This is a genomic window from Streptomyces niger (assembly GCF_000718305.1).
In the GTDB taxonomy this organism is placed as follows: domain Bacteria; phylum Actinomycetota; class Actinomycetes; order Streptomycetales; family Streptomycetaceae; genus Streptomyces; species Streptomyces niger.
This window is the reverse complement of record NZ_JOFQ01000006.1, coordinates 338,536-353,798: the sequence shown is the minus strand read 5'-3', so window position 1 is coordinate 353,798 and position 15,263 is coordinate 338,536. Positions and strand designations below refer to the sequence as shown.

Here is a 15,263-nt window from a genome sequence, read left to right as displayed (position 1 = left end):
ACGTCGGCGCCCGCCCGGCGCGTCCGGTGCCGGAAGGTCCGGAGCGACGTCAGGTAGGTGCGCAGCTCCGCGGGTGTGCCGGGCGGGTTGGCGCCGCCCCACAGCATGGCCGTGTGGCGCGCGCCGGGGCGTCGGGGCGGGGCGCAGACGGCATGGTGATTCTCCCGGTGAACGTGGCGGCACGTGAACCGAATCGCGACCACGATACGGGAGGCGGGATGTCTGCTGGCGCCGCGCCGATGCCCCGTCAGCCGGAGACGGTGACCCGTGCCGCGCCGACCGTGAGGGTCGCCGTCCGGCAGGCGGGTGCCGCCCAGCTGCAGGACGGCCAGGTCGGTGTCGGGGTAGCGGTGGCCGATCTCGTCGAGGCCGTCGAAGAGGAGGGTGTCGCCCGAGAGGTACAGCCGCAGCCGGCACTCGCCGCCGAGGGGCCCGAACTCCAGCCTGCTGCCCATCACCGGCGGCAGCAGGCGCCGCAGTGGTCCGCCCGCGTGCCGGCCCGTCACGGCCGTGGATCGGTGCGGTGCCAGCGGGGGCGGCCGTCGCCGCCGCGGCGGCCGGCGACGGACGCGCAGCGCGGGCACACCCGCTGGACGCGGTCGGCGGCTCCGCCGGATTCGGGGAGGATGTCGGGCCACCCGACGCCGGGGAACCGGGCCAGTTGGGAGCGGCTGAGGGAGAGGCCGCACACGGTTTCGTTGCGGCCCTGTTCCCAGGCGTGCGCCTCGCCCGCCGGCAGCCGGCGCCGGCCCTCCTCCTCGTCCACCCAGCTCCCGGATGCCGCCACCGCGTACCGCTTCGCCTGCGCCATGTGCCGGTGCCCGTCAGCGCGTGACGACATGCCGCTCGTTGGGGACGCAGTGCGTCATGGTGAGGCCGGAGACGTCCCGCGGCGGGTTGTCGCCGAGGTTCGACAGCCGCTTGCGGTCCTCCTCCGTCAGGTCCTGGCTCGCCAGCGGCTTCAGGTGGGCGACGTCCTGCGGGCCGATGCCCAGGCCCTTGCCGACCCGGAGGCCGAGGTCGTTCTCGACCAGCAGGAAGTGCCACACCATCCGCTCCTGGACGGCGCGGTCGGCCTGGGAGATCAGGTCGATGAAGTTCTTCACCAGGTCGTCGCGCTCCCAGTCCTCCATGAGGCAGTACCGCTGACCGGCCTGGAGGTAGTCGTTGGTGCGCGGGATCCGCTTGCGGGTGAGGCGGCCGCGGATCTCCGGGCCCTGCTCGTCGTGGGTGGGGTACTGGGCCTCGTGCAGCCCACCGGTGATCGACGGCTCGTAGTTGACCTCCGGGTTGCCGCCGTGCTGGTCCTGGTCGTACGCCATGAGGCCGTCGCGCTGATTGGTGCGGACGGTGGCGTTCTTGGCCCGGTTGACGGGGAGCTGGAGGTAGTTGGGGCCGACCCGGTAGCGCTGGGTGTCGCTGTAGGAGAAGGTCCGCCCGACGAGCATCTTGTCGTCGGAGAAGTCCAGCCCGTCGACGAGGACGCCGGTGCCGAAGGAGATCTGCTCGTTCTCGGCGAAGTAGTTGTCCGGCATGCGGTCCAGCACCATCCGGCCGACGGGCTGGGGCGGGAAGTCCTGCTCCGGCCAGGTCTTGGTGTCGTCCAGCGGGTCGAAGTCCAGCTCGGAGTGGTCGTGGTCGTCCATCATCTGGACGACCAGCTCCCACTCGGGGTAGTCGCCGCGCCCCACCGCCTCGTACAGGTCCTTGGTGGCGTGGCCGAGCTCCCCGGCCTGCACGTTGGCCGCGTCCTCCTCGGTCATGCTGCGCACGCCCACCGTGGGCAGCCAGTGGTACTTGACCAGGACGGTCTTGCCCTCCTCGTTCACCCACTTGTAGGTGTTGACGCCGAAGCCCTGCATGTGGCGGTAGTCGGAGGGGATGCCGCGGGGGCTGAAGAGGTTGACGAGCATGTGCATCGACTCCGGGGTCTGCGACATGAAGTCGAAGATCCGGGCCGGCTTCTGCTCGTGCGAGACCGGGTCGGGCTTGAGCGCGTGGATGACGTCGGGGAACTTGATCGCGTCCCGGATGAAGAAGACGCCCAGGTTGTTGCCGACCAGGTCCCAGTTGCCGTCCTCGGTGTAGAACTTCACGGCGAAGCCGCGCGGGTCACGGGCGGTCTCGGAGGAGTCCCGGCCGCCGATGACGGTGGAGAACCGCACGGCCACGTCGGTGCGCTTGCCCGCCTCCTGGAACAGCTTGGCCCGGGTGTAGCGGCCGATCGGCTCCTCGCCCCACTTCCCGTAGCTCTCGAAGTAGCCGTAGGCCGTCACGCCGCGGGCGTGTACGACGCGCTCCGGGATGCGCTCGCGGTCGAAGTGGCTGATCTTCTCCAGGAACTGGTAGTTCTCCAGGGTGGCGGGCCCGCGTGCGCCGACCGTCCGCTGGTTCTGGTTGTCGTAGACCGGGTGGCCCTGGCGGTTGGTGAGCACGGGGCGGTCGTCGCCGGGGGCCGGTCCCTGGCTTGCTACGTCTGTCACTGCTCTCGGTTTCCTTCAGCACTCGAAGACGCTCGGTCCGCGCCGTAAGGACAGCGCTCGGGAGAACAGGGGTACCCATTCGGGCGGCATTGGCACAGAAACTCACCCATGTGGTCCGCATCCGTTCGGCCGGGCGGCGGCCGAACCTCAGGAACAGGGCGGCTAGGCCGGCGTCCCCGGCGGCGGCAGCTTGCGCTGGTGGCCGCGGGCTCCCCTTCCCCGTGCGTCTGTTCCGTCGTCCCCGGTGGCTCGGGGGGAGTCGCCTCGCGGCAGGGTCGGGACCGGGGCCGTCCGCCTCCCCCGAGCGGACGGACCCGGTCCGGACACGGGCTTCAGTGTGCGGGACCGAGCGGGAAACTTGGAAGAGTTCGGAAGAGTTCGGAAGAGTTTGGAAGAGTTTTCTAGAAACAGCTTCCGGAAAACCGGGTGCTCTATGCTCCCCGCAGCGGGCCCGTGAGGACACCGCCCCGTACGACTTCCGAGGACGGTCGCCCGATGAGCCCCAAGCAGCAGCGTGGCGAGGCCACCGTCGAGCAGGTGCTGGACGCCGCTCTCGGGGTGTACGCGACCTCGGGCGAACCGGGGCTCACCGTCAGCGCGGTCACCAAGGCCAGCGGCGTCAGTCCGGGCAGCCTGTACCACCACTTCGGGAGCATCGACGGGCTCGTCACCGCGCTCACGCTGCGCTGGCTGAGCCGGTTGCTCGACCGGCTGTCCGGGGCCCTGCAGCGGACCCGTACCGCCCGCACGGGCATCCGTGCCGTCGTCCGGGCCTACCTGGACTTCCTGCGGGAGCATCCGGACGCGGCGCGGCTCGTGCACTCCGCCACCGCCGACCGCTACGGCATGGAGCACGCCCCGCAGATCCGCGCCGCGCAGGAGGCCCGGCTGTCGCCGATCGCCGGCTGGATCCAGGCCCGCACCGCCGCCGGTGAGCTCGCCCCGCTGCCCGGCCCGTTGCTGGAGTCCCTGCTCCTCGGCCCCGTCATCGGCGTCGCCCGCCGCTGGCTCTCCGTCGGGGACGTCGACCTGGACGAGGCCGCCCGCGCCCTCCCCGACCGCATCTGGCGGTCCGTACGCCCGTGAGCAGGCACGCGCAGGCCCCGGCACGGGCCCGCCGCACCGATCCGGTATCCGGCCGGTTGTACGTGGTTACAGCTACCCGGCCACGCGCTTACACTTCTGACCCTCACAACACAGCTGACCTGCGGAAACACTGGTGTTCACCGTGGTCGGCAGAGGGAGGGACAAGAGCGTGTTCTACCAGGTGCTCAAGTACGTCTTCCTGGGACCGCTGTTGCGGGTGGTCTTCCGGCCCAGGGTGGAGGGGCTGGAGCACATACCTGAAGAGGGCGCGGCGATCATCGCCGGCAACCATCTGTCCTTCGCCGATCACTTCGTGATGCCCGCGATCGTGCCGCGCAGGGTCACGTTTCTGGCCAAGTCCGAGTATTTCACCGGACCCGGCCTCAAGGGTCGGCTGACCGCGGCGTTCTTCCGGGGCGTCGGGCAGATCCCGGTGGACCGGTCCGGCGGGAAGGCGTCGCGGGCCGCGATCCGTTCGGGGGTCAACGTGCTCCGCAAGGGGCGGCTGTTGGGTATCTATCCGGAGGGCACCCGCTCGCACGACGGGCGGCTCTACAAGGGCCGTACCGGCGTCGCCGCGATGGCGCTGGAGGCGGGGGTGCCGGTGGTGCCGTGCGCGGTGATCGGCACGTTCGAGGCGCAGCCGGCCGGGCGGCGGCTGCCGCGCGCCATCGCCCGGGATGATCCCGGGCGCCCCGCCTCCTCAGTGGTGCCGGCCGTCGGTCACGGCTTGGGCGTGGCGTGCGGTGCGCAGGTCACGTCCTTGGCATCGGTCCTGCCGTGCACGAAGTACGCGTCGACGCGGTCGTTGATGCAGGGGTTGACCTGGCCGGTGACGCCGTGCGAACCGGCGTCCTTCTCGGTGATCAGGCGCGAGCCGGCCAGTCGCTCGTGCAGCTCGACGGCGCCGCCGTACGGCGTCGCGGCGTCCCGGGTGCTCTGCACGATGAGCACGCTGGGCAGGCCCTTACCGGTCTTGACGTTCACCGGGGTCTGCTGCTTCTCGGGCCACGTGGCGCAGGGCAGGTTCATCCAGGCGTTGGACCACGTCATGAACGGGGCCTGCCGGTGGATGCGGGTGTTGTCGCGGTCCCAACGCTGCCAGCTGGTGGGCCACTTGGCGTCGTTGCACTCCACGGCCGTGTAGACCGCGTTGCTGTTCTCCGAGGAGATGTTGCCGGCCTTGTCGCTCATGTCGGGCGCGGCGTTGTCGATCAGCGGCTGCTCGTTGCCCGCGACGTACGCGCTCCACGCCTTGGCGACGGGGGCCCACATGGAGTCGTAGTACGGCGCGTTCTGGAAGAAGCCGGTGAGTTCGGCCGGGCCGACCTGGCCGCCGAGCGGGGCCTTCTTCGCGGCCGCGCGCAGCTTCTCCCACTGCGCCTGGACCTTCTCGGGGGTGTCGCCGATGTGGTACGTCGCGTCGTTCTTCGCGACCCACTTCTTCCAGTCGCCCCAGCGGGTCTCGAAGGCGATGTCCTGGTCGAGGTTGGCCTCGTACCAGACCTTCTCGCGCGAGGGGTTCACGACCGAGTCGACGAGCATCCGGCGCACGTGGTCGGGGAAGAGCGTGGCGTAGACGGCGCCGATGTAGGTGCCGTAGGAGACGCCGAGGTAGTTGAGCTTCTTGTCGCCCGTGGCCGCGCGGATGACGTCCAGGTCACGCACGGTGTTGGGCGTCGTCAGGGACTTGAGCAGGTCGCCGCTGCGCTCCTTGCAGCCCTCGGCGTACTCCGCGGCGAGCTTGCGCTGGGCGCGCTTGTCGGCCTCGCTGTCCGGCACCGGGTCGGCCTTGGGCGCCTTGACGAACTCCTGCGGGTCCGCGCAGGAGATCGGGGCCGAGTGGCCCACGCCGCGCGGGTCGAAGCCGACGAAGTCGTAGGCCTTGGCCATCTTGGCGTAGATCGGGTTCTTGGTCGTCACCCGGGTCGGGAAGCGGAGGCCCGAGCCGCCGGGGCCGCCGGGATTGTAGACCAGGGAGCCCTGGCGCTCGTCCTTGGTGCCGGTGCTCTCGGCCCGGTCCACCGCAATCTTGATCTTCTTGCCGTCGGGCTTGGCGTAGTCGACCGGGACGGTCACGAACCCGCACTGGATCGGGGCGTTCAGCCCCCAGTCCTTGGGACAGGTCTGCCAGTCGATACCCGCCTTGGCGGCGCGCGCCGCGGCGATTTTGACGCCACGGTCCTCGGCGGAGCCCTTCTGGTGCTGCACGCCCGCGCTGGCGGGCGTGGCGGCGATGGCGCCGGCTATGAGCGCGCCGGCGACCAGGCTGCCGGCGGCGCCGAGCGCTGCTGTACGTCTCACGTGGTTGTTCCCCCTGCATGGTGCGCCACTTGTGGCGGCGATGATCACAGAGCTGCAGGGGGATCCTGTCTCGTACATCCGTCCGATGAAAAGACCGGACGGCCTATTCTTTACCAACCCGTAGGATTCGCGTCTTCACCAACCCGTGGGAATCGCGGCCGCATCGAGCAGCCGCCGGACGGCCAGCGCGTCCGGCGCGACGGCGGTGACCAGAGCGGCCGGCCCGGCGAGCGGCGTGACCACGGCCTCTCCCGCGCCGTCCGGCGCCGCCAGGACCCGTACCGGTACGGGCTCCTCCTCGTACGCCGGGTCGACGACGAGCAGCTGGCCGACGGCGCGGTGGCCGGCGAGCACCGCTGCCGTGTCCCAACCGGGCACCCCGGGACCGTACGCCGTCTCCTGGTCCAGCAGGACCCGGCCGGCGCGCCGCACCGTCAGCCGGGCGGTGAGCCGGCCGGTGTCCTCGCCGGCCCGGCCGAGCACCTGCTCCTCCCGCAGCACCAGCCGGGCCGAGGCCGCGAGGTCGACGGTGGTGGTCTGGATCAGGTCACTGCCGGCCGCGGTGATCAGCGGCTCGGGCAGCCAGTCCAGGCGGGCCCCGTCGGCCACGTCCAGCGCCACGTCGTAGCGGGCCGTCCCCGGGTGGTGGCCGGGCAGCGCGAGGGTCGCGGCCGCGGCGGTGACCCGCAGGTCGCTGCCGGGACCCGCCGCCGCCTCGATGCGCAGCCGGTCGCCGCCCACGGGGGCGCTCATGGCGCCGACCACGCAGACCCGGGCAGCGCCGTCGTGCGAGGCCAGCCGGCGCAGCGCCAGCGGCCCCGCGCCGTCCAGCACCGGCAGCCGGGAGGCCCCGGACGGCGCGGCGACCGCGGCGATACGGGCGGTGGCGCGCAACTGCCGGGCGGCGGCCGGCGGTACGGCGGCGGGTGCCGCGGTTCCGGCGGAGGCGATCGGGGGCGGCGCGAGGGTCATGCCGGGCCCGCGGTCCACTCGGCGAGGCGCTCGCGGACCCAGTCGGCGACCGGGGCCACGCCGTTCTCGGACTTGATCGCGGTGAAGGCGACGGGCAGTTCGCCGCGCTGCGCCTTGGCGTCCCGCGCCATGCCCTCCAGGTCGGAGCCGACGTACGGGGCGAGGTCGGTCTTGTTGATGACGAGCAGGTCGGCGGTGGTGACGCCGGGGCCGCCCTTGCGCGGGATGTCGTCGCCGCCGGCCACGTCGATCACGAAGATCTGGAAGTCGACCAGGCCCTTGGAGAAGGTGGCGGTGAGGTTGTCGCCGCCGGACTCCACCAGGATCAGGTCGAGCGGGCCGCCCTTCCCGGTGGAGAGCGTGTCCTCCAGGTCCTCCACGGCCTCCAGGTTGGCGGAGATGTCGTCGCGGATAGCGGTGTGCGGGCAGGCGCCGGTCTCCACGGCGGTGATCCGCTCCGGGGGCAGTACGGCCTCGCGGAGCAGGAACTCGGCGTCCTCGCGCGTGTAGATGTCGTTCGTCACGACGGCGATGGACAGCTCGTCACGGAGCGCGCGGCAGAGGGCGGCGACGGTGGCGGTCTTGCCGGAGCCGACCGGCCCGCCGAGGCCGATGCGCACGGCGCGGCGGGTGCCGTCGGGGCGCCGGGGCTCGGCGGCGCTGTAGGTGTGGCGGTGCGGGAACTTCTCGTCGAGATCGTGGTCGAGGTGCATGGTCACTCCGTGTGGTGCGTAAGTGGTGGTGGCGGTGCGGCGCCGCGTGCCCTCAGGACGCGAACAGCCGTACCGGCCAGGCGGCGTGCTGCTGTGCGGTGATGTCCAGCAGCGGCGCCGAGCGGGCGGGCAGCGCGCCGATGCCCTCTCGGGGGACGTGCTCGGCGGCGGCGACGGCCTCGGCCACGACCCCGTCGAGGTCGGACGCGAGCCGCGCGAGCACCGCGGTGGCGTCGAACGGGTCCAGGCTCAGCAGGCGGACGACGGCGGTCGCCGGGCCGCTCACGGTCTCGTAGACCACGGCGTACGCGGCGTCCTCCGGCGCCAGGCCCGCCGACCGCGCGGCGAGCCCGAGCACGACCGGCTGGTGCGCGCCCTTGGGGCGGGCGGCGGCGAGCGCGTCCAGCTCGGGCGACGGCCAGGTCGCGCGGGCGGCCCGCATCATCTGGCGGCCCAGCTTGCGGGCGACGGTGCGCAGCGCCGGTACGGGCGTACGGGCGTCGGCCGCATCGTCCAGCGCAAGCGGGTCGCAGCCGCCCGCGGCGGCCGCCGCCAGTCCGGCGGCGACCAGCCCGGCGGTGTGCAGCCGGCCGCGGCAGAACGCCTCCAGCGTCGCCGCGTCCGTGATGCGGCCCGCGGCGACGGCCGCTTCGGCGCCGCCGGAGTGCGCGTGGCCGCCGGCGGGGAAGCGGCCGTCGGCGAGGACGAGCAGCGCGGCGCGGCTCATCGGCCCCGGCCCTTCGGCAGCGGTGACTGGGTGGTACTCATCAGAACAGGAAGTACCTCTGCGCCATGGGCAGTTCGGCCGCCGGGGCGGGCTCGACCACCTCGTCGTCGATGGTCACCGTGAAGGTGTCGGGGTCGACCACGACCTTCGGCAGCGCGTCGTTGTTGCGCATGGCCGCCTTGCCCACCTGGCGGGTGGAGCGGATGGCGGTCAGCTCCTTCGCGACGCCGAGCCGTTCGGCCAGCCCGTCCTCGACCGCCTGCTCGGAGACGAAGTTGAGCGAGTTCGCGCCGGGGGCCTTGCCGATCGCGCCGAACATCGGGCGGGGCAGGACCGGCTGCGGGGTCGGGATGGACGCGTTGGCGTCGCCGATCTGCGCGTACGCGATCTGGCCGCCCTTGATGACCAGCCGCGGCTTGACGCCGAAGAACGCCGGGTCCCACAGCACGAGGTCGGCGAGCTTGCCGGCCTCGACCGAGCCGACGACGTGGTCGATGCCCTGGGCGATCGCCGGGTTGATGGTGTACTTCGCGACGTACCGCCGTACGCGGTTGTTGTCGGCCGCGAAGTCCCCTTCCAGCGCGCCGCGGCGCTTCTTCATCACGTGCGCGGTCTGCCAGGTGCGCATCACGACCTCGCCGATGCGGCCCATCGCCTGCGCGTCGGACGACATCATCGAGATGGCGCCCATGTCGTGCAGGATGTCCTCGGCCGCGATGGTCGAGGGGCGGATGCGGGACTCGGCGAAGGCCAGGTCCTCGGGGACCGCGGGGTTCAGGTGGTGGCAGACCATCAGCATGTCGAGGTGCTCCTCGACGGTGTTGACGGTGTGCGGCCGGGTCGGGTTGGTCGACGCGGGCAGTACGTTCGGCTCCGACACCATGGCGATCATGTCGGGCGCGTGGCCGCCGCCGGCGCCCTCGACGTGGAAGGCGTGGATCGAGCGGCCGGCGATGGCGGCGATGGTGTCGCCGAGGAAGCCGGCCTCGTTCAGGGTGTCGGTGTGGATCGCGAGCTGGGCGCCACTCTCGTCGCAGACGTTCAGGCAGGCGTCGAGCACGGCCGGGGTGGCGCCCCAGTCCTCGTGGATCTTGAAGCCGAGCACGCCGGCCCGCAGTTGGTCGCGCATGGAGGACACCGACACGGTGTTGCCCTTGCCGAGCAGCCCGACGTTGACGGGGAAGGCGTCCATCGCCTCGAAGAGCCGGGAGACGTGCCAGGCGCCGGGGGTGATGGTGGTGGCCTTGCTGCCCTCGGCCGGGCCCGTACCGCCCCCGATCATGGTGGTGACGCCGGAGGCCAGCGCCTCGGTCGCCTGCTCGGGGCAGATGAAGTGCACGTGGGTGTCGATGGCGCCGGCGGTGAGGATCTTGCCCTGGCCGGCGATGATCTCGGTCTCCGGGCCGATCACCAGGTCGGGGTGGACGCCGTCCATGGTGTCGGGGTTGCCGGCCTTGCCGAGGGCCACGATGCGGCCGTCGCGGATGCCGACGTCGGCCTTGACGATGCCCCAGTGGTCGATGACGATCACGCCGGTGATCACGGTGTCCGGCGCGCCGTCCGCGCGGGAGAGCCGGGACTGGCCCATCGACTCGCGGATGACCTTGCCACCGCCGAAGACGGCCTCGTCACCGCTGCGGCCGGGGCCGCCCGACAGGTCCTCGACGATCTCGATCAGCAGGTCGGTGTCGGCCAGCCGCACCAGGTCGCCCGCCGTGGGGCCGAAGAGGTCGGCGTACGCGGCGCGGGAAAGTTCAGCCATCGAGGGTGCCTCCGGTCTCGCCACGCAGGCCCGCGACGATCCGCTTGCCCCCGAGGGGCACGAGTTCGACCTCGGTGGGGATACCGGGCTCGAAGCGCACGGCCGAGCCGGCGGGGACGTTCAGGTGCTTGCCGTGCGCGGCCGCACGGTCGAAGTCGAGGCCGGGGTTGGCCTCGGCGAAGTGGTAGTGCGAGCCGACCTGCACGGGGCGGTCGGCGATGTTCAGGACGGTCATGCGGGTGATGGGCAGGCCCTCGTTGAGGCGCACCGGCTCGTCCGCGTAGACGATCTGTCCCGGGATCATCTTCGGTTCTCCCTGGGTCAGCTGATGGGGTCGTGGACGGTGACGAGCTTGGTGCCGTCCGGGAAGGTCGCCTCGACCTGGACGTCGTGGATCATCTCGGGAACGCCCTCCATGACGTCGTCCCGGGTGAGCACCTTGCGCCCGGAGGACATGAGTTCGGCGACCGTCCGGCCGTCGCGTGCGCCTTCCAGGATGTGCACGGTCAGCAGGGCAATGGCTTCGGGGTGGTTGAGCCGTACGCCGCGGGCCCGGCGCTTTTCGGCAACGTCCGCCGCGACATGAATCATCAGCCGTTCTTGTTCATGCGGAGTCAGTTGCATATTCCACCTCACAATTCTGCGCCTGGACCGCATCGACCCAGGTCACGGGCGTCAACCCACCCGTTTATATAGATGTATCACACATTCAACAAAGGGAAAGCAAACTGATCTCCAGGTAAGTTCCATGAAACGGCACCGACTTCGCAGGCTAGCCCCGCCTGATGACGCCCGCGTTACCTCGGTGAATCCCTTGTTAAATCTGGCGAGCAGGCCCCTCGGGAGCAATTCCCGGCCTAGCCCCCACTTCCCTCGAAAGAGACAAAACAGACCGGCGCCCCGCTCGCCGGAACACCGCGTTCGGTATCCGCTCTTGACTGCCCATCGACAAGTCACGATGCTCATGTCCGCGCGCTCGCACGCCTCACGCGTCGCGCACGCGCTTCCGAACAACAGCAAGCTCCGCAACACCACCCCCCACACCAGTATCGGAGCCACATCGTGACCCGTTCCGTACGAATACGTCGGGCCGTCCTCGCGGCGGGCGCCTGCACCGCCGTCGCCGCCACGCTCTTCACCGCGGCCGGCGCCCAGGCGGGCACCACCCCGCAGGCCGCGCCGGACATCCCCGTCTCCGCCGTCAAGGGCGACCTGGACCAGCTCCAGTCCATCGCCGACGCCAACGGCGGCAACCGCGCCCACGGCCAGCCCGGTTACAAGGCGTCCGTGGACTACATCAAGGGCAAGCTGGACGAGGCCGGATTCACCACGAAGGTCCAGGAGTTCGACGAAGGCGGGAGCACGGGCTACAACCTCATCGCCGACTGGCCCGGCGGCGACGAGAGCAAGACGGTGATGGCCGGCGCCCATCTGGACTCCGTGGACGCGGGCCCGGGCATCAACGACAACGGCTCCGGCTCGGCCGGCATCCTCGAAGTCGCCCTCGCGGTCGCCAAGGCGGACCTCAAGCCCGCCAAGCACCTGCGGTTCGGCTGGTGGGGCGCCGAGGAGCTCGGCATGGTCGGCTCGACGCACTACGTGGACGGCCTGGCCGAGGCCGACCGCGCGAAGTTCGACTCCTACCTGAACTTCGACATGATCGGCTCCCCCAACCCCGGCTACTTCGTCTACGACGACGACACCCGGCTGGAGAAGGTCTTCACGGACTGGTACGCGACCAAGAACATCGTCACGGAGAAGGAGACCGAGGGCGACGGCCGCTCGGACCACGCGCCCTTCAAGGACGCCGGCATCCCCGTCGGCGGCCTCTTCTCCGGCGCGGACTACAAGAAGACCGCGGAGCAGGCCAAGAACTGGGGCGGCACGGAGGGCAAGGCCTTCGACGCCTGCTACCACCGGTCCTGCGACACCTCGAAGAACATCGACGACAAGGCGCTGGACACCAACACCGACGCCATCGCGCACGCCGTCTGGGAGCTCAGCTCCTGACGCCCACCCCTTCGACGGGCTCGTTCAGCTCCTGACGCCCACCCCTTCGACGGGCTCGTTCAGCTCCTGACGCCCACCCCTTCGACGGGCTCGTTCAGCTCCTGAGCCCGCCCTCCCGCAGGGCCGGCTCAGCAGCTGACCCGTCTCACTTCTCGTGGCCCGGTCGCCGATCCCCGGCGGCCGGGCCGCGGTGTTCCGCGGCGATACCGAACCGGCGCCGTTCGCCCGCAGCGGACGCCGGCAGCTGCCGGACCGCGGAGACGGTGCTGATGACCTCCTCCTCGGCACCCGCTTCCGCGCGGTCGAGCTCTTCGAGCCTCTGCAGGTCAGCCGCCGAAACCAGCGCCGCCAAGGGCTTGCCGTGGCGCGTGACGACCACGCGCTCGGAGCCGTACACGACGCGGTTGATCAAATCCGCGAGCTCCGCCCGGGCTTGCGTCACCGGAATCTCGTAGGTCATGCTCCCCATTCTAACGGGATGTACGTCCTGTACATTTTTTACAAACGAACAGAGGAGGAGCCCTCATGCTCGAACCCACGGCCCGCTACGTCCTTCCGGAGTTCACCGAGCGCACGACGCAGGGCACCCGCACGCTCGACCCGTACTCCAAGCTGCTCGACGAGCGCATCGTCTTCCTCGGCACCCCGATCGACGACACCGCGGCCAACGACGTGATGGCGCAGCTGATCCACCTCGAACACGCCGCGCCCGACCAGGCCATCTCCCTCTACATCAACTCCCCCGGCGGCTCCTTCACCGCGATGACCGCGATCTACGACACGATGCAGTTCGTCACCAGCCCCATCGAGACGGTCTGCCTCGGCCAGGCCGCCTCGGCCGCCGCCGTCCTGCTCGCCGCCGGTCAGCCCGGTCGCCGCCTCGCCCTCCCCGGCGCGCGCGTCCTCATCCACCAGCCGTCCTTCAGCGAACCGGTCGAGGGCCAGATCACCGACCTGGACCTGCAAGCCCGCGAACTGCTCCGCACCCGCGCCCTGCTGGAGGAGCTGCTCGCCCGACACACCGGCCGATCGCGCGACCAGATCGCCGCCGACATCGAGCGCGACAAGATCCTCGACGCGCAGGAGGCCGTGGCGTACGGGCTGATCGACGGCCTCACCCGCGGCCGCAAGACGTCGGCCGGCGGCTCCGGTACGGCTCGGGGCGCGAGGTGAGGGAATGGCCGCTCTCCCTCCCGAGCTGCCGCCGCTGCCCGCGCTGACCCGGGCCGAAGGCGCCTTCATCGACAGCTATCTGCACGTCCTGGACCTGCTGGGACGGATCAACCCGGTACGCGGCGACGGCACGTACCGGGGGCTGCGGGCCGCGCAGGCGTTGGTCGGCCGGGCCACGGAGCTGCGGGACGCACTGGCCCTGATGCACGAGCGCGGCGAGACGGAGCTGCACGCCGACACCCTCACCCGTGCGCTGCGTGTGCTGGACGGGGAGCGGCGGGCCGGTCTCGTCGCCGTCCCGCCGCCTGCTGAGGAATGACGGGACGATTCCCTTCCGTACGGGGCCCGGCACCCGATCGGACTCCGCCCGATGGGGTGCCGGCGGATGCGACGGGTGCGGGACTCGACTTGCGCGCTACGCCGACATGTCGACTTGCAGACCGTACGACAGCGCCGGTGCGGGGGTGCGTACGGCGTTCGGTCCGCTCGACGCAACGGGCCTGTCCACCCGAATGGATCAAGCGTGACGACCCTCACACCAGGAATGTTCACTCCGGCTACACCGGTGCCTTGCGGAACGATCCTTTTGACGACAAGCCCCCGCCACAGCGGCGGGGCGGTCCGGGCGGACGCCTAATCCTGCCGCCGTACCCGGGCGTCTGGTCGATACACCTGGATCGGCAGGAGCGGAGGACCCGAGCACGACGGGGCCACCGGCCGGCTGCGGAAGCGGCCGGCGGTCCCTTGGGGTGAAGCCGGTGCCACCTTGCGGTGGCGTACGTCCGGCCGGGCATCTTCGCCTGCCCGAACCCGACAGGTCTTCCTTCGCAGGCGGCTGACGAAGGAGTGCGCATGTCTGCGCGCGATCATCATCCTGCTTCTGGTGTGCCCGCCCTGGTGTCCCGTGCCGCGGCGGTTTCGGTGCTCACGCTGGCACTGGTGGGAGGTGGGGGCCTGATCCCCGGCAGCACGGAGGGCGCCACGGCGGCAGCCGCCCCGGTCTCCGTGACGGCGTCCACGACGACCACGACGACCGCCATGACAGCGGTGTCGGCGGTCTCGTCGGGCTCCGGCCACAGGGCGCTGCGCATCGCGGCGTCGAAGAAGGGCTCCCCGTACCGTTGGGGAGCCACGGGCCCACGCAGCTTCGACTGCTCGGGGCTGACGCAGTACGCGTTCAAGCGCGCCGGCAAGCGGCTGCCGCGTACCGCGGATTCCCAGTACCGCCACGTCCGGCACATCAGCGCCTCCGCACGGAAGCGGGGTGACCTGGTCTTCTTCCACGCCGGCGGCACGGTGTACCACGTCGGCATCTACGCCGGGAAGGGCCGCATCTGGCACGCCCCCAAGCCCGGCGCCTCGGTCCGCAAGGAACGCATCTGGACCCGAAGCGTCTGGTACGGCCGCGCGTAACCGCTCCTGAGGAGCCCCGGGGAGCCGACCGCGACGCCTCCTCGGGGCTTCCACCCTGAGGCTTCCACCCTGAGGCGAGTACGAACTCACCGCTCCGGGCCGGACCTTGCCGGCCCCCCTCAGCACGCACGTCGGTCGCCTGATGCGCATTTTCCGGGGGCAGGGTCACGGAAGGCGGCGGAAGGGCCGGGGCGCTTGTTTCGCCGGTCCGTCGGGCGGCGGCTGCGACGGTGTCGGACGAGAATTATGCGTTTTACCGCAGCCTCTCCGTTCAGGTACTGCCGGTGGCCGCGGTGGTGTTCATCGTCTGGTTCCACCGCACCAGGATCAACGGGGACATCTGGAAAGCCAGCAGTGCGCCCGGGAGTCGGGTTTCGAGTGCTGTGGTGAATGGACCGCGGCGACCGCGTCCAGTACATCGGAAAGGAACAGGGGCCGCACCGCCGTCCGCAGTTCTCCGAACTCCTCGGCCCGGCGGCCCGCACGACGGTCCCGCAAGGCGTATGAGCCCGCCGCCTGCCTGCGCGTGGGCACGAGGGTGCGGACCTCCGCGATCAGGGGCGCCCACGCCGGCCCACCATACGGAGCGTCGGCCGGTCCGCCGGCCCACGGCGGGCCGC

General features: G+C 71.1%; 15 protein-coding genes and 2 pseudogenes. 6 read left to right on the top strand and 11 right to left on the bottom strand.

Going from position 1 to position 15,263, the window contains the following annotated elements; all coding sequences use genetic code 11:
- Positions 1-290 precede the first annotated feature (290 nt).
- The 3 genes and pseudogenes from IF20_RS37735 to IF20_RS14150 all read right to left on the bottom strand — a co-directional run.
- A pseudogene (locus IF20_RS37735) lies at positions 291-518 on the bottom strand (MBL fold metallo-hydrolase); the annotation flags it as partial.
- Positions 503-811, bottom strand: coding sequence for a hypothetical protein (locus IF20_RS14155; protein WP_052865479.1), 309 nt, complete (start codon positions 809-811; stop codon positions 503-505). The pseudogene IF20_RS37735 and the gene IF20_RS14155, both read right to left, overlap by 16 nt.
- Positions 812-824: 13 nt before the next feature.
- Positions 825-2,483 (bottom strand): catalase, encoded by a 1,659-nt coding sequence (locus IF20_RS14150; RefSeq protein ID WP_052865478.1) that lies wholly within the window; start codon positions 2,481-2,483, stop codon positions 825-827.
- Between the two features lie 495 nt (positions 2,484-2,978).
- On the opposite strand from IF20_RS14150, the gene IF20_RS14145 reads away from it, so the two are divergent.
- Positions 2,979-3,569 carry a TetR/AcrR family transcriptional regulator gene (locus IF20_RS14145; protein WP_052865477.1) on the top strand — a complete coding sequence of 197 codons (591 nt, stop codon included), beginning with the start codon at positions 2,979-2,981 and terminating at the stop codon, positions 3,567-3,569.
- A gap of 169 nt (positions 3,570-3,738) precedes the next feature.
- Positions 3,739-4,236, top strand: a pseudogene (locus IF20_RS37730) (lysophospholipid acyltransferase family protein); the annotation flags it as partial.
- Positions 4,237-4,292: 56 nt separating this feature from the next.
- Here the strand turns inward: IF20_RS37730 and IF20_RS14135 are convergent.
- The 7 genes from IF20_RS14135 to IF20_RS14105 form a co-directional block, all read right to left on the bottom strand.
- On the bottom strand, positions 4,293-5,873 hold the full coding sequence (locus IF20_RS14135; RefSeq protein WP_052865475.1) for an alpha/beta hydrolase: 1,581 nt from the start codon (positions 5,871-5,873) through the stop codon (positions 4,293-4,295).
- Positions 5,874-6,008: 135 nt separating this feature from the next.
- On the bottom strand, positions 6,009-6,845 hold the full coding sequence (locus tag IF20_RS14130) for an urease accessory protein UreD (RefSeq protein WP_052865541.1): 837 nt from the start codon (positions 6,843-6,845) through the stop codon (positions 6,009-6,011).
- Entirely contained in the window at positions 6,842-7,558 is a 717-nt protein-coding gene (gene ureG / locus IF20_RS14125; RefSeq protein ID WP_052865474.1) for an urease accessory protein UreG, read from the bottom strand. Before ureG ends, IF20_RS14130 begins: the two co-directional genes overlap by 4 nt.
- Before the next feature lie 52 nt (positions 7,559-7,610).
- The gene (locus IF20_RS14120; RefSeq protein WP_052865473.1) at positions 7,611-8,285 is read right to left on the bottom strand and encodes an urease accessory protein UreF; all 675 of its coding nucleotides are present in this window, start codon (positions 8,283-8,285) and stop codon (positions 7,611-7,613) included.
- A 40-nt stretch (positions 8,286-8,325) separates the two neighbouring features.
- Positions 8,326-10,047, bottom strand: a complete 1,722-nt coding sequence (locus IF20_RS14115) for an urease subunit alpha (RefSeq protein WP_052865472.1) — start codon at positions 10,045-10,047, stop codon at positions 8,326-8,328.
- Positions 10,040-10,351 carry an urease subunit beta gene (locus IF20_RS14110; RefSeq protein ID WP_052865471.1) on the bottom strand — a complete coding sequence of 104 codons (312 nt, stop codon included), beginning with the start codon at positions 10,349-10,351 and terminating at the stop codon, positions 10,040-10,042. The genes IF20_RS14115 and IF20_RS14110 overlap by 8 nt, the downstream gene beginning before the upstream one ends.
- A 17-nt stretch (positions 10,352-10,368) precedes the next feature.
- On the bottom strand, positions 10,369-10,671 hold the full coding sequence (locus tag IF20_RS14105) for an urease subunit gamma (protein ID WP_030608360.1): 303 nt from the start codon (positions 10,669-10,671) through the stop codon (positions 10,369-10,371).
- A gap of 438 nt (positions 10,672-11,109) precedes the next feature.
- Here IF20_RS14105 and IF20_RS14100 point away from each other — a divergent pair, with 438 nt between their 5' ends.
- Entirely contained in the window at positions 11,110-12,057 is a 948-nt protein-coding gene (locus IF20_RS14100) for a M28 family metallopeptidase (protein ID WP_052865470.1), read from the top strand.
- A gap of 145 nt (positions 12,058-12,202) precedes the next feature.
- On the opposite strand, the gene IF20_RS14095 is transcribed toward IF20_RS14100, so the two are convergent.
- Positions 12,203-12,517, bottom strand: a complete 315-nt coding sequence (locus IF20_RS14095; RefSeq protein WP_052865469.1) for a type II toxin-antitoxin system Phd/YefM family antitoxin — start codon at positions 12,515-12,517, stop codon at positions 12,203-12,205.
- Between the two features lie 65 nt (positions 12,518-12,582).
- Between IF20_RS14095 and IF20_RS14090 the strand changes: the two genes are divergently transcribed.
- The 3 genes from IF20_RS14090 (at position 12,583) to IF20_RS14080 (ending at position 14,643) form a co-directional block, all read left to right on the top strand.
- On the top strand, positions 12,583-13,230 hold the full coding sequence (locus IF20_RS14090; protein WP_052865468.1) for an ATP-dependent Clp protease proteolytic subunit: 648 nt from the start codon (positions 12,583-12,585) through the stop codon (positions 13,228-13,230).
- A 4-nt stretch (positions 13,231-13,234) separates the two neighbouring features.
- The gene (locus IF20_RS14085) at positions 13,235-13,549 is read left to right on the top strand and encodes a hypothetical protein (protein WP_052865467.1); all 315 of its coding nucleotides are present in this window, start codon (positions 13,235-13,237) and stop codon (positions 13,547-13,549) included.
- 533 nt (positions 13,550-14,082) lie between these two features.
- Entirely contained in the window at positions 14,083-14,643 is a 561-nt protein-coding gene (locus IF20_RS14080; RefSeq protein ID WP_052865466.1) for a C40 family peptidase, read from the top strand.
- The last annotated feature ends 620 nt before the right edge of the window (positions 14,644-15,263 follow it).